The sequence below is a fragment of the Sphingomonas panaciterrae genome (assembly GCF_036890205.1).
In the GTDB taxonomy this organism is placed as follows: Bacteria; Pseudomonadota; Alphaproteobacteria; order Sphingomonadales; family Sphingomonadaceae; genus Sphingomonas; species Sphingomonas panaciterrae.
Genome location: NZ_JAKNQR010000001.1, coordinates 844,444 through 865,530 on the forward strand (window position 1 = coordinate 844,444; position 21,087 = coordinate 865,530).

Below are 21,087 nucleotides of genomic sequence, written 5' to 3' on the forward strand. Positions count from 1 at the left end.
CATGCGCGGGAGGGGCGCCGCCGGATCAGGCCGGGATCTGCTGCGAGATGCAGTGGAAACTGCCGCCCCCGGTCAGGATCGCATCGGCGCGCAGGCCGACCACCTGGCGATCGGGGAAGATCGCCTGGATCGCAGCGACCGCCGCATCGTCATTGGCGGCGCCGTAGAGCGGCACCACGACCGCGGCATTGCCGATGTAGAAGTTCATGTAGCTCGCCGGCACGACCTCATCATCGCGCAGCACGCGGCCCGGTGACGGGATCGGCACGACTTCCACGCCGAACGCTCGGGCGCGATCGGCGGCCTGCTGATAGACCTGCCAATTGGGATCGTTCTCCGCCGCGACGGGAAGCGCGAGGCGCCCCTCGCCGACGAAGCGCGCGAGATTGTCGACATGGCCGTCGGTGTGGTCGTTGAGCAGCCCGTCGCCGAGCCACAGCATGCGATCATAGCCCAGGTCGTCGCGCAGCCGCTGTTCGATCTGCGTGCGGTCAAGCGCAGGGTTGCGGTTGGGATTCAGCAAACATTGTTCGGTGCTGACGACGAGGCCGGTGCCGTCGCCGTCGATCGCCCCGCCCTCCAGCACCCAATCGTGCCGCGCCGGCGTCTGGCCACGCTCGGCGGCGAGGCGCAGGCCGATGTCGTCATCGCCCGGCAGGTCGTACTTGCCGCCCCAGCCGTTGAAGAGGAAGCTGTTGGCGGTGCCGTCGGCGCCGATGATCGGGCCGGTGTCGCGCAGCCAGATGTCGCCGAACAGCTCGACGATCACCGTCGCGAAAGGCGCCATGGCGCGCGCCGCGTCAGCCGCCTCGTCATTGGCGGCGACGAGCAGCACCTGTTCGCCCTTGCCATCGGCATGGACCGCCGCGGCGAAGGCGACGACTTCGTCGCGCGCCTGATCGAGATCCTCCTGCCACAATTCGGGATGGCTCGGAAAACCGATCCAGACGGCCTTGTGCGGGGCCCATTCGGGACGGGGTGCGCGGGTCATTTCGTCTCCTGCCGCGATGCATCGCGGATCGCCTTGAACTCTGCGGTGGGATACCAGTTCGGCCACATCGTGCCATCGGCGAGCTGCCGGCCGAGCTGATAGTAAATGGTCATGTCCTGAAGCGCGCCGTCCCAGTTCCAGTTGGGATCATATTCGTCCTTCGGGCCGTGGTAGCGTTTCACATTATAGTCCTTGGCCGCGGCCTTTCCGGCCAGCACGCCGCCGTTCACCAGATCCTCGCCGCTGCCGGCCGACAGCATCGGCACGCCCAGCTTGGCGAAGCTGAAATGGTCCGAGCGGTAATAGCCGCCCGCCTGCGGCGCGGATTCGGGCGAGACGCGGCGGCCCTGCGCGGCGAGCAGCGGCTTCACCATATCCTCCAGCTCCGACTTGCCGGCGCCGGTGATCTCGAAATCCTTGGTGGCGCCCAGCACGTTCAGCACGTCCATGTTGACGCCGCCGACCGTCTTGCCGAGCGGATAGACCGGGTTTTCGGCGTAATAGCGCGAGCCGAGCAGCCCGCTTTCCTCTGCCGTCACCGCGACGAAGGCGACCGAGCGGCGCGCGGGGCCGGCCTTAGCGAACGCCTCCGCCATGGCGACGAGGCCGGCAGTGCCGGTCGCATTGTCGGCGGCGCCATTGCAGATGTCATCGTCATCCACCGCGTCGCAGCGGCCAAGGTGATCCCAATGCGCCGAATAGAGCACGACCTCGTCCGGCGCCTGCGTCCCCGGCAGCACCGCGACGACATTCTTCGACGTGCTGCGCTTGATGCCATTCGAGAAGCTGCCCGACAGCTTCAGGCCGAGCGGGACGGCGCGGAAGCCCTTCTGCTTGGCGGCGGCGGACAATTGATCGAAATCCTTGCCGGCGGCGGCGAACAGCTCCTTCGCCTTGGGCAGCTGGATCCAGCCGATCACCTGGCTCTGGTCCATGTGGTTGCCGGGTTCGTCCAGCCCGTATTGCGGGCCGGTCCAGGAGGATTGGACGACCGACCAGCCGTAGGCGGCAGGCGCGGTATCATGGACGATGATCGCGCCGGCTGCGCCCTGCCGGGCCGCTTCCTCGAACTTGTAGGTCCAGCGGCCGTAATAGGTCATCGCGCGACCTTCGAACGGGCCGGCGGCAGCGCCCGCCTCCTTCACTTCCCAGTCGGGATCGTTGACGAGGATGACGACCGTCTTCCCCTTCACGTCGAGCCCGGCATAATCGTTCCAGCCCTTTTCCGGCGCATTGATGCCATAGCCGACGAAGACCAGATCGCTGTCCTTCAGACTGACCTGCGGCACGACGCGGTACGTGCCGACGACCATGTCGGTGCGATAGTTGAAGGTAACGGGCGCCTTGCCGCCGGTAGCGGTGAAGGGGGTGACGTTCTTCGCGGTAAGCTCCACCATCGGCACGTCCTGCGTCCACTGGCCCTTGTTGCCCGGCTTCAGCCCGGCGGCCGAGAAACGCTTGATCAGATAGTCGATGGTCTTTTCCTCACCCGCCGTGGTCGGCGCGCGGCCCTCGAACGCGTCGGAGGACAGGACCTCAGTCACCGTCTTCAGCGTATCGACGGAAATGGCGGGGACGGTCTGCGCCAGCGCGGGCGTAGCGACCGTCAGGGCGAGGAAGGAGACAAGCAACGAACGCATCAAGGCGACCTCATCAGCAACATGCACCCATCCCCCTTACAGCTTCATCGCCGCCCCGCAACGCAAGGCCCGCTGCCCCGCCGGTGGTGGCTTGCCAGCGTAACGATCCCACGGCAGGATTCTGAGAAGGGGGAATAAAACATGATGAGAGGATGGACGCGCCGCGTTCTCGCGACGGCGCTGCTGACGACGTTTCTGCCGATGACGGCACAGGCGCAGGATGCCACCGCCACTGCGCGAGCCTTTGGCGCCCGATATTCGATGGCGGATATCAGCCTGTCGCCCGATGGCAGCAAGATCGCCATGGTGGTGCCCGGCAAGAACCGCGAAACGGCGTTGCTGATCGCCGAGCCGCTGAAGGGCGGCGAGCCGGCATCGATCATGCGATCGAGCGGCGAAGGCGATCACCTGAAATGGTGCAACTGGGCGACCGACACGCGCCTGATCTGCAAGATCCACGTCATGCTGCGCCATGCCGGGGCGGTCGAGGCCTTTTCACGGCTGGTCTCCGTCGATGTCGACGGGAAGAACTTCAAGATCGTGACGGCGCGCGCGAACGATCGATCGCTGTTCGGCAGCCGTTACGGCGGCGACGTCATCGACCTGACCGGCGACAGCAAGGGCAATATCCTGCTGCTGCGTACCTATGTGCCGGAAACGTCGATCGGGCGGCTGGTGCAGAAGGATGCCTATGGCCTGGGCGTCGAACGCGTGAACCTGTCCACGCTGGAACGCAGGCCGACCGTGCGACCGCGCCGCGACGCGGTGGAATATATCACCGACGGCATGGGCACGATCCGCATCATGGGCGTACGGCCGATCGCCGGCACGGGTTACTCCAGCAACGTCATCAACTATTTCTATCGGCGGTCGGACGCGACCGACTGGGAACCGCTCAGCAAGCTGGAGATGGCGGGAGCGACGTGGAAGGGGTTCAATCCCTATGCCGTCGACCCCAAGCTGAACGTCGCCTACGGTTTCGAGGATGCCGGCGGCCGCAAGGGCCTGTGGCGGGTCGCGCTGGACGGGTCGATGAAACGCGAACTGATGCTGTCGCACCCAGAGGTCGATGTCGACGGCCTGATGCGTGTCGGTCGGCAGCAGCGCGTCGTCGGCGGCAGCTTCGCCACCGACAAGCGCACTGCCGTCTTCTTCGACAAGGAGCTGCACGCGCTCTCCACGGCGCTGAGCAAGGCGCTGCCGAACCAGCCGGTGGTATCGTTCATCGACGCGAGCGCGGACGAGAATACGCTGCTGCTCTACACCCACAGCGATATCGATCCGGGGCGCTATTATGTGTTCCAGAAGGCAACCAAGCGGCTGACCGAGATCGCGCCGGCACGGCCCGAGCTGGCGACGATGAAGCTGGCGCCGATGAAGCCGGTGTCCTTCCCGGCGGCCGACGGCACGATGATCCCCGGCTATCTGACGTTGCCGGTCGGTCATTCGGGCAAGAACCTGCCCGCGATCGTGATGCCGCATGGCGGGCCGAGCGCGCGTGACGAATGGGGCTTCGACTGGCTGGTCCAGTTCTTCGCGGCGCGCGGCTATGCGGTGCTCCAGCCCAATTTCCGCGGCTCGGCCGGCTATGGCAGCGAGTGGTTCCGCAACAATGGCTTCCAGTCGTGGCGAACCGCGGTGGGCGACGTCAACGACGCCGGACGATGGCTGGTGAAGCAGGGCATCGCCGACGCGTCACGGCTGGGCATCGTCGGCTGGTCGTACGGCGGCTATGCGGCGCTTCAATCGCAGGTGCTCGATCCGGACCTGTACCGCGCAGTGGTGGCGATCGCGCCGGTCACCGATCTGGTGTCGCTGAAGGATCAGTATCTCGAGAATCGCTATTACCCGCAGGTCGCGGCGATGATCGGGTCCGGCCCGCATTTGCGCGAGGGCTCGCCGGCGCAGAATGCCGCCGCGATCAAGTCGCCGGTGCTGCTGTTCCACGGCGACCTCGACCTCAACGTCGGGATCGAGGCATCGCGCCTGATGCAGGCCCGGCTGCGCGGCGCAGGCAAGCGGGTCCAGCTGGTCGAATATGACGGCGAGGCCCATTCGATCGAGAGTGGCTCGGCTCGCGCCGACATGCTGGAGAAGGCCGATGCCTTCCTGCGCACGTCCATGAAGATGTGACCCGAACGAAAAAGGGCGGCCCCGCAGGACCGCCCTTTTTTTTCCATCCACCACCTGGTGACGCTCCGGCCATCGCCGGAGCATCGGATCAGCGGCTGTAGTATTCGACGACCAGGTTCGGTTCCATCTTCACCGGGTACGGCACTTCGTCCAGCGTCGGGACGCGGATGAAGGTGACCTTGGTGGTGCCGTCCTGAACGACATAGTCGGGCACGTCGCGCTCGGCGAGGCTCTGCGCCTCGAGCACCAGCGCCATTTCCTGCGCCTTCTTGCCGATGGTGATCTCGTCGTTCACCGCGCAGCGGCGCGACGCGATGTTGCACTTCACGCCGTTCACATAGACGTGGCCGTGGCTGACGAGCTGGCGCGCGGCGAAGATCGTCGGCGCGAACTTCGCACGGTACACGATCATGTCGAGGCGACGCTCGAGCAGGCCGATCAGGTTCTGCGAGGTATCACCCTTCATCCGGGCAGCTTCGTCGTAGCAGTGACGGAACTGCTTCTCGGTGACGTCGCCGTAATAGCCCTTCAGCTTCTGCTTGGCGCGCAGCTGGATGCCGAAGTCCGACACCTTGCCCTTGCGGCGCTGACCGTGCTGGCCGGGGCCGTATTCACGCTTGTTGACCGGGCTCTTCGGGCGACCCCAGATGTTCTCGCCCAAACGGCGATCGAGCTTGTGCTTGGCGCTATGGCGCTTCGACATCGTCTTTCCTTCGATTTGCTAACAACGTTGGTCCCGGTATCGCACCATCCGTGCCGGGCACGGGCAGGCCACCTGCTTCACCGGGATGCAGGGGCGATCGCGAAGCGGCGCGCCTAGCCGCAGACCCGTTTCAAGTCAAGCTGGACAGGCCCGCGCCGGGCGGCCAAGGCGCCGCCATGACGATCCTTCCCGGACAAGAATGCACCACCATGGCCGAGGTACGCGCCGGCGTGGACCAGCTGGACCGCGAGCTGGTCGCCCTGCTGCGCCGCCGGTTCGACTATATGGACGCCGCCGCCCGCATCAAGCCGGAGCGTGGCCATGTGCGCGACGAGGGCCGCAAGGCGCAGGTCATCGCCAATGCCAGCGCTTATGCCGCCGAGCTTGGCCTGCCTGAACAAGCAATCGCGCAATTGTGGGATGCGCTGGTCGAAGCATCGATCGCTTATGAACTTGATGCCTATGATCGACGGGTAACAAAGTCTTAGGTCGCATCAGGCACAATCACGGACGGGAGGAAACACCGTCCGATGAAACGCTTGCCGCTGATCACGCCGCATCCGCCACGGCTGAGCAAACTTGCCGAGGGTCTCGCCCGGATCGAAGAGGCGGGGATCTACAGCAACAACGGACCGGTGCTGCGCGGATTCGAGGCCAGTGCCACCGAGCAATTGTTCGGCGGCAAGGGCGCCTGCCTTGCGGTCGCCAATGCGACGCTGGGGCTGATGATCGCGCTGCGCGATGCGGTGAGCGACGGGCCGGCGGGGCGGTTCGCGCTGATGCCGGCGCTGACCTTTGCCGCCACGGCGCAGGCGGCATGGTGGGCCGGGCTGACCCCCCTCGTCTGCGACATCGATGCGGACAATTGGTCCGCCGCGGCCAATGAGGAAGAGGAGCTGCTGGAGCGGCACGGCGCGCAGATCGCCGCCATCGTTCCATATGCGACCTTCGGCTATGGCATCGACCTCGACCGCTATCGCTGGCTATCCAACCGCTATGGCGTTGCGGTGGTGGTGGATGCGGCGGCGTCGCTGGGGACGACCGATGCCGCGGGGCTCGGCTTCGGTGCGGGCGCGCCCTTCCCCGTCGTATTCTCCATGCACGCGACCAAGCCGTTCGCGACCCAGGAAGGTGGCCTGATCCACTGCGCCGACCCGGACCGGATCGAGCGGCTGCGGGCGATGGCCAATTTCGGATTCACCGCGCCGCGCACCGCAACCTTGCCCGGCCTGAACGCCAAGCTGCCCGAAGCGATGGCGCTGGTGGCGCAGGCACGGCTGGAGGATTTCGACGCAGTGTCACGCCACCGCGAGCAGCTGGCCCGCAGCTATCGCAGCGCGGTGGCCGGTCGCTACGTGACGCAGGCGCGCCGGCCCGGCCAGCAGGCGCTGGGCTTCTTCCCGCTGCTGCTGCCGTCCGAGCGCACGCACGAGCGCGACGCGATCATCGCGCGGCTCGGCGAGGAAGGGATTGGCGCGGGGAAGTATTTCAGCCCGCACCTCGGCGAACAGCCGTGGATCCGCAGCATCGGCCATATCGAACAGACGCCGGTCGCCGACATGGTGGGCGGCCGGCTGCTGTCGCTGCCGCTGTCCGACACCATGACGCCCGACGACGTCCACCATGTCGTCGCGACGCTCGACCGGGTGGTGGCGCGGCGCAGCCGTCCGATCGCCGTCTCCGCACCGCCGGTTGCGGAAACGATGATCATCGGCGGCGGCCCGGCCGGCACCGCGATGCTGACCGCGGCGAGCCGCCACGGCCTGCTGCCCGAATTGTCGCGCGGACTGGTGATCGTCGAGCGTGACGGCGCGATCGGCGGCGGGCAGCTTGGCCGCTATGCCATCACGTCGGACTCGACCGCGCAGACCTTCCTGTCGGCGATCGAGAACAATCCCGACGGCGCGATCGCGTCGCTGGTCGATCATCCCGCGGCGCTGGCAGTGGCGCGGCATCGCGCCTCGCTGGGCGTGCCGCTGGCCGAGGTCGGCCCGCTGCTGCGTGCGGTCGGCGAGCGGCTGCACGCCGGCGTCACTGCGCAGGGCGGAACGGTCCTGACCAATACCGAGGCGCTGGGCGCGCGGCGCAAGGACGGCCTGTGGCACGTCCGCCTGCGTGATGGCGCGACCCACAACGACAGCGAGCGGGTGGCGCGCAACCTGGTGATCGCGACCGGCGGGCATCAGCCGCTCGACCGGCTAGTGACGCAGGAGGTGGCCGGCGTGCCGCTGATGGAGATTGCCGGCAACCGGCTGCTCCAGTCGGATTCGGTGCTGGCGCGCGGCGGGTTCGAGATGGTCGCCGACCTGCTGTCGCAGAAGCGCAGTCCGCGCGTGGCGGTAATCGGCGGATCGACCAGCGCGCTGACCACCGTGGCGCTGCTGCTGCGCGAGCGACCCGCACTGCCCTTTGGCGCGGGCGGGATCACGCTGCTGCACCGCCGGCCGCTTCGCCCCTTCTACCATTCGGTCGATGCCGCCCATGCCGAAGGCTTCACCGATTTCGGCCCGAGCGACATCTGCCCGGTGTCGGGCTTCGTCTATCGCCTCGCCGGATTCCGGCTGGAGGCGCGCGAGCTGGTGCTGCGGATGCTGGGGATCGACGGTCGTACGCCCGAGCCGCGCGTGGCGCTGCACCGGGTGGCCGGTGACGAGGATGCGGCCGCGCGCGACATCCTGGCCGGGGCGGATCTGGTCATCGCGGCGCTCGGCTATCGCCCGCGCGCCCTGCCGCTGGAGGATGCCGACGGGCGCCCGCTGTCGATCGCCGCGCACAGCGGTGCGCCGATGGTCGACGACGCCTGCCGCGTGCGCGATGCGGCAGGGGCGCCGGTCCCCGGCCTTTACGGCATCGGGCTGGCCGCCGGCTTCGTCCCGCACGGGCGGCTGGGCGGCGAGTCGAGCTTCGTCGGCCAGGCAAACGGCCTGTGGCTGTGGCAGAATGACGTGGGCATGATGATCGTCGACCAGCTTCTCGCCGGGCGGACGCGCGCGGCGGCATGACGCTGATGCCCGCCGTCAGCGTCATCATGGCGGCGTATAATGGCGCCGAGTTCCTGCCCGCCACGCTGGCGACGCTGCAGAAGCAGACCCGTGGCGATTTCGAGATCATCGTCGTCGACGATCGTTCGACCGACCATACGCTGGACGTGCTGCGATCATGGCCCGACCCGCGGCTGCGGGTGATCGCGCTGGAGCAGAATGGCGGGCCGGTGCGTGCGCGCAACCGTGCCGTCGCCGAGGCACGCGGCCGCTATATCGCCGGGCTGGACCAGGACGATCTTTGCCTGCCGGAACGGTTCGCGCGACAGGTCGCCTATCTCGATGCCCATCCGGAAATGGTGATGGTGGCGAGCGCGACGGAGGTGCTGGACGGCGCGCGCCTGCTACCCTCCCCGCACGTCGCCTATACCTCGCCCGCGCTGCTGCGCTGGCTGATCCGGATCGAGAATCCGTTTGTCTGGTCGTCGGTGATGGTGCGTGCGGACGCCGCGCGCCGGCTGACGCCATTCACCCGGCCGGAGATCCTCTATGCCGAGGATTTCGACCTCTATCATCGCCTGTCGGCGCTGGGCCCGATCGCCCGGATCGACACCCCGCTGCTCGCCTATCGCCGTCACGCCGGCGGAGCGTCGCAACGCTATGAGGATATCATGCTGACGAGCGCGCGGCGCGTGCTGGCAGGCGCCTATGCGCCGGTGCTGGGCGAGGATGCGGATGCCGCGGCGGCGCTGGTGGTCGAGCACCTGATGCACCGCCAGCCCGTGCCGGACCGCGCGGCGCTGGCCCGGCTCGGCGATGTGCTGGTGCGATTGCAGGAGGCGTTTTTGCTGGACCAGCCGTGCGAGGCGGCGGATGTCCGGCTGGTCCGCTGGACCACGGCGCGGCGCTGGGCCGACGTGGCGCGCGTCTCGCTGCGGTCGGGGACGCTGACGCTGGCGGAGGCGCTGCGCGTCCGACCGCCGCACCTGGGCCTAGGCCACGCGGGGCTGGAAGAATTGTTATGGGCCCGGCTGATCGGCCGAGCCCGAAGCGCAACGCGCCGTCAGACCTTCGCGGCGTAGATCATCCGGCCCTGGCCGAGCCGCTCGAACGTTTCCGCCAGCTCACGCTCACCGACCGCGAAACAGCCCTGGCTGCGGCCAAGGCGGCCGTGCGTGCGGACCATGTCCGGGTTCGAATACCAGGCGCCATGCACCACGATCGCGCGGGCGAGCGCATTGTCGTTGGTCGGATCGAGGCCGATCAGCCGCTGCGACTTGCCATGCTTCCCGACATAGTAATTGTCGGCGAGGAAGGCGCCTTCGCACGACGCATTCGAGCCGTTCTTGTTCGAGAAGCGCTGCAGGAAGCCGGTGTGCCCCGGATCGGAGCCGCTGCCATGCGCGACCAGCTTCGACACGCTCTTGCCGCTGACCAGATCGATGAAGTGGAAGCGCGGCTGCGACGAGGGGGCCGAAAAGTCGGCAATGACGATCCGGTCGCGCAGCTTGATCGTGTTACCGTGACGCTCCAGCGCCGCGAGCGCCTCGCGCATCAATTCCGGGCGGACGACGCGCGGCGAACTGGGCACGACGCGGGGCGCAGGGCGCACCGGCGCCAGACCGGAGGACGTCAGCGGCACCTGCTTGGGCTCCGCCGCGCGCATCGCGGCAGACACCGCGTCCGGAATAATCATTGCCCCCGCCAGAGCACCCGCCGTCTTCAACAATCCGCGGCGCGTCGGCACCGTGTCACCCATCTTCGCCATCAATCTTCCAGTCCCTTCCCGCTAAGCGACTGTATAGCAGGGAAAAGGTGAAAAATCTTCAGCAGCGGGAACCAATCTGACGGATTCGCGTGCGTCCACCGCGCAAATCGCGCGGCTCATCGTATGGCACAAATGTCAATAGCGCGCGTTTACTGATGCGACGGCCCGATGATCGGGCCACCACAACAAAATGGGGTCGCACCATGCGCATGATTCGCGCCTTGCTGCCGGCTGCCTTTGGACTGGCAGCCATCACGTCTATGCCCGCTCTGGCGGAAACGTCAACGTCAACTGCGACGGCGACCGCCGGGTCGGCCAGCCATGTCACATCCTCTGCCGTTGCGCTGGTTGAAGCCGCAGCGACGCTGACGCCCGGCAAGTATCTGTGGGAAAATGACGTCGCGGCCGGGCCGGTGAGCATCCTCATCAGCATCCCGGACCAGAAGGCCTATGTGTATCGCGGCGATGCGCTGGTCGCGGTGTCCACCGTGTCGACGGGCAAGGAGGGCAAGGAAACGCCGGTCGGCGTGTTCACCATCCTCCAGAAGAAGGAGATGCACCGCTCCAACCTCTACGACAATGCGCCGATGCCGTTCATGCAGCGCCTGACGTGGGACGGGATCGCGATCCATGCCGGCAAGAACCCGGGCTTCCCCGCCTCGCACGGCTGCATCCGCGTGCCGGCAAGCTTCGCCAAGAAGCTGTTCGCCGCAACCGAGATGGGCGCGACCGTCGAGGTGACCGACGTTTCCTATTCGGGTGACATGCCCGCGCCGCGCAGCGATGCGCAGATGACGATCGCGGCCAATGAGGCGGCGATCAAGGGCGGCGCGACGGAAATCGCCAGCCGCTGAGGTCGGCGCACAATGATCGGCAGGTGCCGCGCACGTGGCGGCACCCGCGGATCTCCTTACTGCTTACTTCTTGATCAGGCCGATCTCGACCAGCCGCTCATGCAGATAGCCGTTGGCGGTGATCGGCGTCGGATAGCGGTTCGGGTTTTCGGCCGTGATCGTCTGCGGCAGCGTCTCGATCATGAAATCGGGCGCGGGGTGCAGGAAGAACGGCATCGAATAGCGCGAATGGCCGCGACGCTCGACCGGCGGATTGACGACGCGGTGCGTGGTCGACGGCAGGACATGGTTGGTCAGCCGCTGCAGCATGTCGCCGACGTTGACGACCATCGCGCCCTCCGGCGGCTTGATCGCGAGCCACTGGCCCGAATCCCGGTCGAGGAGTTCGAGCCCCGATTCCTCGGCGCCGAGCAGCAGGGTGATGAGGTTGATATCCTCATGCGCGCCGGCGCGAACCCCCTCCGCATCGGCCGGGATCGGCGGATAGTGGAGCAGGCGAAGCACCGAATTGCCGTCCTTCACGGCCGGATCGAACCAGTCGGGGGCGAGGCCCAGGTCACGCGCGATGGCGGAGAGCAGCTTGTCGCCCGCGGTGTCGAATGCCTGGAACAGCTCGAGGAACGTGTCGCGGAAACCCTCTGGCCGGGTCGGCCAGACATTGGCGGGCATTTCGTCGGCATAGGGGTGGCCGGCGGGCAGTTCGCGCCCCACGTGCCAGAATTCCTTTAGGTCGACGTGCTTGGCGTCCTTGGCGATCTCGGTCTTGAACGGCGTGTAGCCACGCGCGCCGCCGGCGCCTTCGACGAAATAGCCGCGCTTCTCCGCCTCCGGCAGCGCGAACAGCGCCTCCGTCTGACGCCAGGCGCGCGCAATCAGATCCTGCGGCACGCCGTGATCCGCGACGATCGCGAACCCGAATCGGCGGAACGACCCGCCCAGATCGGCCGCGAAGCGATCGGGATCGCGCGCCTGATCGGCAAGGCTCAGGGTCGGCACCTTCGCCAGCGGGGTATCAAGCATCAAAAACGCCTCAATCACGAACTAATGAAAGGCGCCACATAGTCATCCGACGGTTCGCCCGCCAGTGCGCGGTGCCGCCCGCGCGTCCGGGCGAGCGGGTGTTCAGCCGCCGATCGTCACCGTGCCGGCGGCGCGGTCGCCGGCTGGTTGCAGGTCGATGCGGAACGGTTCGCCATCGGTGTCGCCGCTCAGCGTGTTGCCTGACACCTTCACCGTTGTCCCGGCCTTGGCGAACTCGCCCGCCAGCCAGTCGCGCACCGTGTCGACGGCCGCGGGGCTTTCGAACGACATGCGCACCACGCCGTCCCCCTCATTACCGCCGGCGTTGACGTTCATCGCGCCGATCTTCGTCCCCGGATAGAGGTGCACGCCGTTGATCTCGAAATTGTCGCCGGTGAACTGCATGCTCGGCAGCTTGATCGAACCCTTGAGGAGCGGCGTGTCGAGCTTCACCTCCCCCGTCGCGCCATTGATCGACGCGGCGCCGTTGCCAGCATCGATCGACACGGTCGTGCCCTGCCCATCCTGGCGATCGCAGGCCGCGAGGCCAAACGCGCAGAGCGCGACGGGAAGCAGGAGCGAACGCATGGCAGACCTTTCGTGTACTGTTTCGATAACACACTAAGCAAGCGGGTGGTTCCGGCAAGCCCGCCCGTCAAGCCGGCTGACACGACGACCGTTCCCGCCTAGGGCGGCACGATGTCCGCGCCCCTTCCCGTCGCCAACGTCGATCGCGGCGCCCCGATCCACATCGGCGAATTCATCGCCATAACCGCGTCGCTGATGGCGATGGCGGCGCTGGGCATCGACACGATGCTGCCCGCGCTGCCCGACATCGGCAACGCGCTGGGCGTGACCGACGTCACCGATCGCCAATATGTCATCACCATCTTCGGTGTCGGATTTGGGGTGGCGCAGCTGCTGCACGGGCCCCTGACGGATCGGTTCGGGCGGCGGCGCCTGCTGCTGGTCGTGCTGGCGCTTTATGCCGCGACCAACATTCTTGCCGCGCTGGCGCAAAGCTTCCCCCTGCTGCTGGTCGCGCGCTTCCTGGGCGGGTCGTGCGTCGCCGGGTGCCGCGTCGCGACCGTCGCGATGGTGCGCGATTGTTTTTCCGGCCGGTCGATGGCGCGGATCATGTCGCTGGCCTTCATGGTGTTCATGGCGGTGCCGGTCGCGGCGCCCGCGCTGGGCGCCGGCATCCTGCTGTTCGGCGACTGGCGGACGATCTTCTGGATCATCGCCGGGGCAGCGCTGCTGCTCGCCGGCTGGATCGCGATCCGCCTGCCCGAGACGCAACATCCCGAGGATCGCCGCCCCATCGAGCCCGGACCAATCCTGGCCGGCTGGCGCATCGCGCTGACCGACCGCCTGTCGCTCGGCTATTCGCTGGCGGCCGCAGCGCTGACCGGCGCACTTTATGGCTACCTCGGCACGATCGAGCCGATCATGGCCGAGACATTCGGCAGCCCGCAGCTGCTGATCGTCGTGTTCGCGACGACCGCGGCAACCATGGCGGTGGCCAATCTCGCCAATTCGCGGCTGGTGATGCGGCTGGGCATGCGCCGGCTGGGGCATGGCGCGGTCGCGGCACTGGTGGTGATCAGCCTGGCGCATCTCGCGCTGGTGCTGAGCGGGCGCGAGACGCTGTGGACCTTTGGCATTGCGCAGGCACTGACGCTCGCCTGTTTCGCACTGTCCACGTCCAACTTCTCGTCGCTGGCGATGGAGCGGATGGGGCATATCGCAGGCACGGCGTCGAGCGTGCAGGGGTTCCTGGCGATCACGATCGGGTCGGGGCTGGGCATGGTGGTGGGCCAGTCATTCGACGGCACCACTGCGCCACTGACGATCGCCTTCCTGCTTGCGGGACTTGCCGCGCTGCTCGCCGCCGGGCTGACGGAGCGCGGGCGGTTGTTCCACCCCGCCTGAGCTACACTGCGCGGCCCACGCGATGCGCCGGAACCGCGCGTAGCGTGCGGCCGTTGCAGCATCCTCGATCAGGAGGATTATCATGGGCGGCCATCAGGTGACGAGCCACGGTTCGGGTGACGACGGTTTCGACGAGGATGGCTATGACGAAAGCCAGCGTGCCGAAATCCTGGAAGCGACGCGGGACGGGCCGGGCGACGGCACGATCATCACCGATCTTGATCCCGATACCGACGCCAACGACGACGATGACGAGCAGGAAGACGAACTGCTGATGCGCGACGATCAGGTCGCCGAGCAGGATGACGATGCCGATCAGGATGAGGACGATATCGATGAAGACGTCGTCCAGGATGAATTCGACGACGGGTCGATCGCCGAAGATGAAGATCTCGACGACCCGGACGATGTCGCGCTCAATCCCTGACCGGCAGCGGCGGCGCTTCGTCCTGACGACGGCAACGCTGCTGCTGGCGACCGCCTGTTCGCCGCAGCAGCCGTCGGGCCAGGTCGATATCGGCAATGCCGCGCAGGCAGCGCACGAATCGGTCGGAGCCTATGCCAGCGGGTCGAGCAACGGCGGTCCGACGGCTGCATCGACGGCCCCGGCGAGCGCCCGGCCCGCTCCCCTCGCCTCCCCATCTGCCAGCGCATCAGCGCCAGTGGCGGGCGCGACAGAAAAGGTAGCGGAGCCCGGCGCCGCGGAGGCCGCGGCGGTCGTGCGCCGCTACCTGGCGCTGATCGCCGACCGCGATTTCGCCACCGCCCGGTCGCTATGGGACCGGGGCGGCGCGGCGTCAGGCATGAGCGAGGCGGATTTCGCCGCCAGCTTCGCACGCTATCGCAGCTTCAAGGGCGAGGTGGGCGAGCCGGGCCGGATCGATGCCGGCGCCGGGCAGCGGTACATCACCGTGCCGGTGCGCGTGACCGGCACGCTGAAGAATGGCGATCCCTTCACGCTCGCCGGGCCGATCACGCTTCATCGCACCGGCCCCGTCGACGGTGCCACCGAGCAGCAGCGGCAATGGCATATCTCGGCTTCGGCGCTGAAGCCGCGCCCCGGCGCCGCTGCCTCCGCAACGCCTGACCAGGTGACGGCGCGGTTCCGGTGCCGCGACGGCCTCGCCTTCACCGCCGTCTTCGACAATGCCGCCGGTACCGTGGCGCTGGCCCTGCCGGGCGCGAAGGTGCAGATCCCCGCGCAGCGCGCCGCGTCCGGCATCTGGTATGAAGGAAGCGGCTACGAACTGCGCGGCAAGGGGCGCGACGCGACGCTGACCGAGCCGTCGGGAAAGCAGCACGCATGCCGTGATCTTGACAATTAAGGGGCCAAGCGGCCGGCAGCTTCCAACCGCCGTCGGACGCGACTAGGCGGGAATCATGCCGACGCTCGCGCTCCTGCTGATCTCCAACGTCTTCATGACGATCGCCTGGTATTGGCATTTGAAGGGCGGCATGGCGAAGCCGCTGCCCACCGTCATCCTGTTGAGCTGGGCAATCGCGCTGGTCGAATATTGTTTCGCCGTGCCGGCCAACCGGCTGGGCTATGCCAGCGGCTGGAGCGGCGGGCAGCTGAAGATCGCGCAGGAGGTGATCACGCTGCTGGTGTTCGGCGTCTTTGCGGTCGTTGTGCTGGGCGAACAATTGAGCTGGCGGCACGCCGGCGCCTTCGTCTGCCTGGTCGGCGCCGCCGCCTTCATGTTTGCCGGGAAAAGCTGACGCCTCAAGGGCGCCAGTGGGTGACCGTGTCGGCAAGATCCGGCCGCGGGCGTTCCTCCAGCGGCCGCGACGGCGTGCCGATAAAGATGAAGCCGGCGATCCGCTCGGGGGCCGCGCCAAAGGCATCGCGCACCCGGTCGTCAAACGCCGCCCACGTCGTCAGCCAGCCGCCGGCAAAGCCCATCGCATGCGCCGCATGGAGCAGGTTCATGCACGCCGCACCCGCCGACAATTCCTGTTCCCACAAGGGAATCTGGCTGTCGGTGCGCGGCGATGACAGGGCGACGACCAGCGCCGCGGCCTGATGCGCGAACTGTTCGATCGATTCGAGCTCGAGCCGCTTCGCCTCCGGTCGCTCTGCCAGATACGCCGCCCGCAGCACCTCGGCGAAGGCGTCGCGCTGGTCCGCCCCGACGATGACGAAACGCCACGGCGCCAGCTTGCCATGATCGGGCGTGCGGCAGGCGATGGCGCACATTTCCTGCAGCTGCGCGTCGCTCGGTCCCGGGCCGGCGAGATCGCGCGGCTTGCCCGAGCGGCGGGTGCGCAGAAGCGCGAGAGGAGAGGAAAGGTCATTGAACATGCGCCTCTTTATCGCGAATCGTTCGCAAGTCGAGCGTCCAACCGCGAAACGTTTCGTTCGCAACAATGCTTGGGCATCGCGAAATTGCGCGCTAGGCTGAATCAATTCGGGATATCGATGATCCCCACCTGACTTCCAGGGAGCGTATTTTGCCCATCATCCCCTCGATCGCACTGGGATTCCTTGCGATCCTGCTCGCTGGCGGTGTCGCCGGCGCGGTCAAGAAGGGCCCCGAGTTCATGGGGCACCCCAAAGGCCTGTACGTGCTGTTCTTCGCCGAAATGTGGGAGCGTTTCTCCTACTATGGCATGCGCGCGCTGCTGATCTTTTACCTGACCAAGCACTGGCTGTTCGACGACAGCAAATCGAACCTCATCTACGGCGCCTATACCAGCCTGGTGTACATCACCCCGGTGCTCGGCGGCTATCTGGCCGATCGCTATCTGGGTCAGCGCAAGGCGGTGACCTTCGGTGCGGTCCTGCTGACGCTTGGCCATCTGCTGATGGCGGTGGAAGGCGACGGCGGCCAGGGATCGGCCGCAATCAACGTCTTCTGGCTGGCGCTTGCCTTCATCATCGTCGGCACCGGCTTCCTGAAGGCCAATATCTCGGTGATCGTCGGGCAGCTCTACCCGCTGACCGACACGCGCCGCGACGGTGCCTACACCATCTTCTACATCGGCATTAACACTGGCGCTGCAATCGGCACGATCATGGCCGGCTGGCTGGGCGAGACCTATGGCTGGGCCTATGGCTTTGGCGCGGCGGGCGTCGGCATGCTGCTCGGCCTCGTCGTCTTCATCCTCGGCAAGCCGCTGCTGCTGGGCAAGGGTGAGGCACCGCGGCCGCTGAAGGCGCGGACCGAATGGTCGCTTTATGCGGTCGGCCTCGCCTCCGTCCTCGTGATCTGGGCGCTGGTCCAGTATCAGGACGTCATCCAGACGCTGCTCATCATCTCGGGCATCGGCATGCTCGGTTATGTGCTTTTCGAGAGCCTGAAGCTGGAAAAACATGCCCGCGACCGCATGTTCGTGGTGCTGTTCCTGATCGCGCTGAACCCGGTGTTCTGGGGCCTGTTCGAACAGGCCGGCGGCAGCCTCAACCTCTACACCGATCGCTTCGTCGATCGTGGCGGGGTGCCGGCATCGCTGTTCCAGTCGATCAACCCGATCTACATCGTGCTGCTCGGCCCGATCTTCGCAGGCCTGTGGGTATTCCTGGGCAAGCGCGGGCTGGAGCCGTCGGCGCCGGCCAAGTTCGGCCTCGCGCTGGCGCAGGTCGGCCTGTCGTTCCTGGTGTTCGTCTGGGGCGCCCATACCGTCGGCGTCGAAGTCGCAACGCCGGTGTTCTTCGTCTTCGCCATCTACTTCCTGCAGACGACCGGTGAGCTGTGCCTGTCGCCGGTGGGGCTCAGCGCGATGAACCGGCTCGCCCCCAAGCACCTCGCCAGCCTGATCATGGGCGCCTGGTTCTACATGACGGCGGTCGGCAATTTCGTCGCCGGCAAGATCGGTGAGGCGACCGGCGGCGAAGGCGGCGAGATGACCAAGGAGGCGACGCTGGCGGTCTATTCCACCATCGGCTGGTGGACGATCGGCATCGCCGCGGTCGTCCTGGTGCTGAGCCCGCTGGTCAAGCGGATGATGCACCTCGACACGCTGCACGACGACACCGACCATGCGATGGCCGGCGAGCCGGAGCTTGCCGAACCGGCGGCGGCGGGGCTGAACACGGCGGGAGAAACGCGCCGCTGACACGATACCGGCCTGTCACCGCGGACGCATCGCGCGTGACGGGCCGGCACGGACCAACAACGGGGGAGGATCGAAGATGGGCAACGTCGTGGCGGCCGCGATCGCGTTCGCAGGAACGCACTTTCTTCTGTCCCATCCGCTGCGCGCGCCCCTGATCCGCGCGATCGGGCGGAAAGGATTTCTGGGCCTCTACAGCCTGGTCGCGCTGGCGACGCTCATCTGGCTGGTGCTCGCCTATCGCGCGGCGCCGGCCGCCGCCCTGCTATGGCCGGTCGGCGATGCCCTGTGGGCGATCGGCACGATCCTGATGCTGCTGGCGGCGATCCTGTTCATGGGATCCTTGGTCCGCAACCCCGCGCTGCCGGAAGCGAACACCGATGTCGTGCCGACCGCGGCCGGCGTCTTTGCCATCACCCGCCACCCGATGATGTGGAGCCTCGCCATCTGGGGCATGGTCCACATCATGGTCTTTCCCGACCCGGCCAATATCGTCGTTGCGCTGTCGATCATCGTCCTGGCGCTGGCCGGCGCGCGGATGCAGGACCGCAAGAAAGAGAAACTACAGCCCGAATTCTGGCGTGAGTGGGAGCGACGGACCAGCTTCTGGCCGTTCGCTGCCATTGCCGCGAAGCGCGCGCGGATCGGCAGGATCGGTGGCCATGCGCTGGGCGGCGGCAGCGTCGTATGGCTGGCGGCGACGTGGGCGCATATTCCGCTGTCCGGCTGGCCGGCCGGCATCTGGCGCTGGATCGGCTGAGCGCTTCCCTCGCCCGATAATCGGGGATCAGCGCCGCAGCGTATCGAGGTCCGCGCGCGTATTCACATTGGTGGGAAGGTGATCGAGCGTGACCGCGCGTGCGCCCACCGCGGCCGCCCAGCGGCGCACCGCGCGCGGCTGATCGGCGGCCAGCCAGTCCTGCAGATGATCGGCAAGGCTGCTCGGCCAGTGCCCGACCACCGGCAGGCCTTCGACATAGGCAGGGCCCTCGCCGGCAAGCCGCCGCGCGAGGTCGGCGGGCAGCAAGGGCACGTCGCATGGCGCGCTCAGCACCGCGGCAAAGCCGTGATTGCGCGCCCAGGCCAGCGCCCCCGCGAGCGCGCCGAGCGGCCCTAGCCCCGGCGCCGGGCGGTCGGCGACGCTGGTGAGTGTGCCATGCGTGCGCCCGACCACGATCACCGCCGCTGCCTGATCTGCCAGCGCCTGCGCCACATGATCGATCAGCGGGCGCCCCTCGAACAAGGCCAGCGCCTTGTCCGACCCGAAGCGGCTCGCCGCGCCGCCGGCCATGATGGCGCCGAGGATGGGTTGGCTGGTCGTCATCACCTCACCCTAGCCGCTGCGACCCCAAAGGAGAAAAGGCCCGGCGATCGGATCGCCGGGCCCCTTCGGTACGCGCCGTTACTTCCGGCAAAACTGTTAGCGGCAGCTCACGTTGCCACGATCCACCTGCGAGCCGAGCAGCGCACCCGCACCAGCGCCGATCAGCGCGCCGAGCGTGTTCGAGCTGCCATTGGCGAGCAGGCTGCCGAGCACGCCGCCACCCAGGCCACCGATGATCAGGCCGGTCGTGCCGTCATTGCGGCGGCAGTAATACCGCCCGTTGTTGCCGCGATAGATGCGGTCGTTCCGGCCGAGACGACGGGTCTGATAATATTGGCCGTCGCGATAGAAGTTGTCGGCGTAATAACGCTGCTGGCCCGGCGGCAGGCGATTATAGTCGTAGCGACCCCATTGGTTGCGATCGCGGCGCCAGTCGTTGCGCGCGTCGCGGCGATAGTCCTGGCGCGCGTCACGCACGTCGCGGCGATATTCGCGCTGCGCCTGGCGCACGTCGCGCGGCGAATCCGCCCGGCGCAGGTCGCGCTGATAATCGCGCCGCGCCTCTCGCACGTCCTGACGATATTCCCGCCCCGACTGTGCCTGAGCCGGCATGGCGGTGGCCGTTGTTGCAGCGGCCAGCACGGCGGCGATGATGATACGCATCGAAAGCTCCTCGCTGATGATGCGGGAAGAACAACCACATTGGCGCTAAGTTGCGTGAACAGGAAACTACATCCTGTTCATCTTCCCGCCACTTAGTTCTCCAGCGTATGACTGAGCGTGATCTCAGCGTTCAACACCTTGGATACAGGGCAGTTTGCCTTTGCGTCGGCCGCGATACGGTCGAACTCTTCGGCGCTGATGCCGGGCACCTTGGCCTTCAGCTCAAGCGCGGACCTGGTGATGGTGAAGCCGTCACCATCCTTGTCGACCGTCACCTTGGCCGTCGTGTCGAGGACGCCATCCTCGTGCCCCGCCGCGGCCAGCGCGAAACTGAGCGCCATGGTGAAGCAGCTGGCATGGGCGGCAGCGATCAGTTCCTCCGGATTGGTGCCGGGTTCGTCGCCAAAGCGCGTGCCGAAGCCGTAGCGCTGATCCTTGAGGACGCCGGACTGGGTCGAGACGGAGCCCTGCCCGTCCTTCCCCAAACCCTCATAGCGCGCGGAACCGTTGCGTGTCGGCATGTCAGCTTCTCCTCATAGCAAAACGGGCGCGGTCCGCCGGACCACGCCCCTTTCGTGTTCGACAATCCGGGTAACGGATCAACGGCAGCGACGGTTGCTCGTGCTGCGCTCGATCTCGCGGCCGGCCAGCGCGCCGACGGCGGCGCCGCCCAGCGTGCCCAGCGTACGATCGCCGCGCGTATCGATGGTGCGGCCGAGCAGCGCGCCGGCAACGCCGCCGACCACGAGGCCGGTGGTGCCATCAGGCTTGCGGCAGCGGATGCGGCCGTCATTGCCCTTCCACTCGCGATACTTGTAGCGGCGCTGCGCATCGGCATCGGTGGTGGTGACCATCACGCTGGGAACGACCATGGCGGTGGCACCGAGCGCCAGCATCATCTTACGCATTATTACTGTCTCCCTCGAAATTCGATACGATGGTATGATTGATATGCCATCGTAACGTGCGCTTCATACGGCGGTTGCATGAACCTGAAACAACCGTGCGTTCATGTTGGGAGACAG

Annotated in this window: 22 protein-coding genes; 11 read left to right on the forward strand and 11 right to left on the reverse strand. The window is 67.1% G+C overall.

Annotation, left to right across the window (positions count from 1 at the left end; genetic code table 11):
- Nucleotides 1-25: 25 nt before the first annotated feature.
- Both L8F96_RS04135 and L8F96_RS04140 read right to left on the reverse strand, forming a co-directional pair.
- On the reverse strand, nt 26-991 hold the full coding sequence (locus L8F96_RS04135; RefSeq protein ID WP_334655185.1) for an agmatine deiminase family protein: 966 nt from the start codon (nt 989-991) through the stop codon (nt 26-28).
- The gene (locus L8F96_RS04140) at nt 988-2,631 is read right to left on the reverse strand and encodes a M28 family metallopeptidase (RefSeq protein WP_334655186.1); all 1,644 of its coding nucleotides are present in this window, start codon (nt 2,629-2,631) and stop codon (nt 988-990) included. Before L8F96_RS04140 ends, L8F96_RS04135 begins: the two co-directional genes overlap by 4 nt.
- 141 nt (nt 2,632-2,772) lie before the next feature.
- Here L8F96_RS04140 and L8F96_RS04145 point away from each other — a divergent pair, with 141 nt between their 5' ends.
- Nucleotides 2,773-4,764: an alpha/beta hydrolase family protein gene (locus L8F96_RS04145; protein ID WP_334655187.1), complete on the forward strand. Its 1,992-nt coding sequence runs from the start codon at nt 2,773-2,775 to the stop codon at nt 4,762-4,764.
- Between the two features lie 88 nt (nt 4,765-4,852).
- Here the strand turns inward: L8F96_RS04145 and rpsD are convergent, their stop codons facing one another.
- Complete coding sequence (rpsD, locus tag L8F96_RS04150; RefSeq protein ID WP_334655189.1) at nt 4,853-5,467, reverse strand: 30S ribosomal protein S4; 615 nt, start codon at nt 5,465-5,467, stop codon at nt 4,853-4,855.
- A gap of 176 nt (nt 5,468-5,643) precedes the next feature.
- On the opposite strand from rpsD, the gene L8F96_RS04155 reads away from it, so the two are divergent.
- From L8F96_RS04155 to L8F96_RS04165, 3 genes are read left to right on the forward strand one after another with little or no spacing between them, the layout of a single operon-like run.
- Nucleotides 5,644-5,955: a chorismate mutase gene (locus L8F96_RS04155; RefSeq protein WP_046409195.1), complete on the forward strand. Its 312-nt coding sequence runs from the start codon at nt 5,644-5,646 to the stop codon at nt 5,953-5,955.
- A gap of 42 nt (nt 5,956-5,997) precedes the next feature.
- The gene (locus L8F96_RS04160) at nt 5,998-8,469 is read left to right on the forward strand and encodes a DegT/DnrJ/EryC1/StrS family aminotransferase (protein WP_334655192.1); all 2,472 of its coding nucleotides are present in this window, start codon (nt 5,998-6,000) and stop codon (nt 8,467-8,469) included.
- Entirely contained in the window at nt 8,466-9,530 is a 1,065-nt protein-coding gene (locus tag L8F96_RS04165; RefSeq protein WP_334655193.1) for a glycosyltransferase family 2 protein, read from the forward strand. Before L8F96_RS04160 ends, L8F96_RS04165 begins: the two co-directional genes overlap by 4 nt.
- Here L8F96_RS04165 and L8F96_RS04170 read toward each other — a convergent pair.
- Nucleotides 9,512-10,216: a murein L,D-transpeptidase catalytic domain family protein gene (locus tag L8F96_RS04170; RefSeq protein WP_125944260.1), complete on the reverse strand. Its 705-nt coding sequence runs from the start codon at nt 10,214-10,216 to the stop codon at nt 9,512-9,514. The two genes, L8F96_RS04165 and L8F96_RS04170, sit on opposite strands and share 19 nt — an antisense overlap.
- Nucleotides 10,217-10,419: 203 nt before the next feature.
- Between L8F96_RS04170 and L8F96_RS04175 the strand changes: the two genes are divergently transcribed.
- Nucleotides 10,420-11,070: a L,D-transpeptidase family protein gene (locus tag L8F96_RS04175; RefSeq protein ID WP_052742528.1), complete on the forward strand. Its 651-nt coding sequence runs from the start codon at nt 10,420-10,422 to the stop codon at nt 11,068-11,070.
- Between the two features lie 63 nt (nt 11,071-11,133).
- Here the strand turns inward: L8F96_RS04175 and L8F96_RS04180 are convergent, their stop codons facing one another.
- Entirely contained in the window at nt 11,134-12,090 is a 957-nt protein-coding gene (locus L8F96_RS04180; protein ID WP_334655197.1) for an isopenicillin N synthase family dioxygenase, read from the reverse strand.
- A gap of 102 nt (nt 12,091-12,192) precedes the next feature.
- The gene (locus L8F96_RS04185; RefSeq protein WP_334655198.1) at nt 12,193-12,678 is read right to left on the reverse strand and encodes a hypothetical protein; all 486 of its coding nucleotides are present in this window, start codon (nt 12,676-12,678) and stop codon (nt 12,193-12,195) included.
- Nucleotides 12,679-12,789: 111 nt separating this feature from the next.
- Here L8F96_RS04185 and L8F96_RS04190 point away from each other — a divergent pair, with 111 nt between their 5' ends.
- The 4 genes from L8F96_RS04190 (at nt 12,790) to L8F96_RS04205 (ending at nt 15,741) form a co-directional block, all read left to right on the forward strand.
- Nucleotides 12,790-14,022, forward strand: coding sequence for a multidrug effflux MFS transporter (locus L8F96_RS04190; protein WP_334655199.1), 1,233 nt, complete (start codon nt 12,790-12,792; stop codon nt 14,020-14,022).
- An 82-nt stretch (nt 14,023-14,104) separates the two neighbouring features.
- Nucleotides 14,105-14,449, forward strand: a complete 345-nt coding sequence (locus L8F96_RS04195) for a hypothetical protein (RefSeq protein ID WP_046409191.1) — start codon at nt 14,105-14,107, stop codon at nt 14,447-14,449.
- The gene (locus L8F96_RS04200; protein WP_334655201.1) at nt 14,430-15,347 is read left to right on the forward strand and encodes an MliC family protein; all 918 of its coding nucleotides are present in this window, start codon (nt 14,430-14,432) and stop codon (nt 15,345-15,347) included. The genes L8F96_RS04195 and L8F96_RS04200 overlap by 20 nt, the downstream gene beginning before the upstream one ends.
- A 55-nt stretch (nt 15,348-15,402) precedes the next feature.
- Nucleotides 15,403-15,741 (forward strand): DMT family protein, encoded by a 339-nt coding sequence (locus L8F96_RS04205; RefSeq protein WP_046409190.1) that lies wholly within the window; start codon nt 15,403-15,405, stop codon nt 15,739-15,741.
- Between the two features lie 4 nt (nt 15,742-15,745).
- Here L8F96_RS04205 and L8F96_RS04210 read toward each other — a convergent pair whose 3' ends face one another.
- The gene (locus L8F96_RS04210; protein ID WP_125944256.1) at nt 15,746-16,324 is read right to left on the reverse strand and encodes a nitroreductase family protein; all 579 of its coding nucleotides are present in this window, start codon (nt 16,322-16,324) and stop codon (nt 15,746-15,748) included.
- Between the two features lie 239 nt (nt 16,325-16,563).
- Between L8F96_RS04210 and L8F96_RS04215 the strand changes: the two genes are divergently transcribed.
- The gene (locus L8F96_RS04215; protein ID WP_156167231.1) at nt 16,564-18,078 is read left to right on the forward strand and encodes a peptide MFS transporter; all 1,515 of its coding nucleotides are present in this window, start codon (nt 16,564-16,566) and stop codon (nt 18,076-18,078) included.
- 76 nt (nt 18,079-18,154) lie between these two features.
- Nucleotides 18,155-18,835, forward strand: a complete 681-nt coding sequence (locus L8F96_RS04220) for an NnrU family protein (RefSeq protein ID WP_334655203.1) — start codon at nt 18,155-18,157, stop codon at nt 18,833-18,835.
- Nucleotides 18,836-18,862: 27 nt separating this feature from the next.
- Here the strand turns inward: L8F96_RS04220 and mobA are convergent, their stop codons facing one another.
- The 4 genes from mobA to L8F96_RS04240 all read right to left on the reverse strand — a co-directional run bounded on the left by mobA (nt 18,863) and on the right by L8F96_RS04240 (nt 20,970).
- Nucleotides 18,863-19,399, reverse strand: a complete 537-nt coding sequence (gene mobA, locus L8F96_RS04225; RefSeq protein ID WP_314470970.1) for a molybdenum cofactor guanylyltransferase — start codon at nt 19,397-19,399, stop codon at nt 18,863-18,865.
- 96 nt (nt 19,400-19,495) lie between these two features.
- On the reverse strand, nt 19,496-20,062 hold the full coding sequence (locus L8F96_RS04230; RefSeq protein ID WP_046409185.1) for a glycine zipper 2TM domain-containing protein: 567 nt from the start codon (nt 20,060-20,062) through the stop codon (nt 19,496-19,498).
- 92 nt (nt 20,063-20,154) lie between these two features.
- Entirely contained in the window at nt 20,155-20,583 is a 429-nt protein-coding gene (locus L8F96_RS04235; RefSeq protein ID WP_046409184.1) for an OsmC family protein, read from the reverse strand.
- A gap of 78 nt (nt 20,584-20,661) precedes the next feature.
- Nucleotides 20,662-20,970: a glycine zipper 2TM domain-containing protein gene (locus L8F96_RS04240; protein WP_046409183.1), complete on the reverse strand. Its 309-nt coding sequence runs from the start codon at nt 20,968-20,970 to the stop codon at nt 20,662-20,664.
- Nucleotides 20,971-21,087 lie beyond the last annotated feature (117 nt).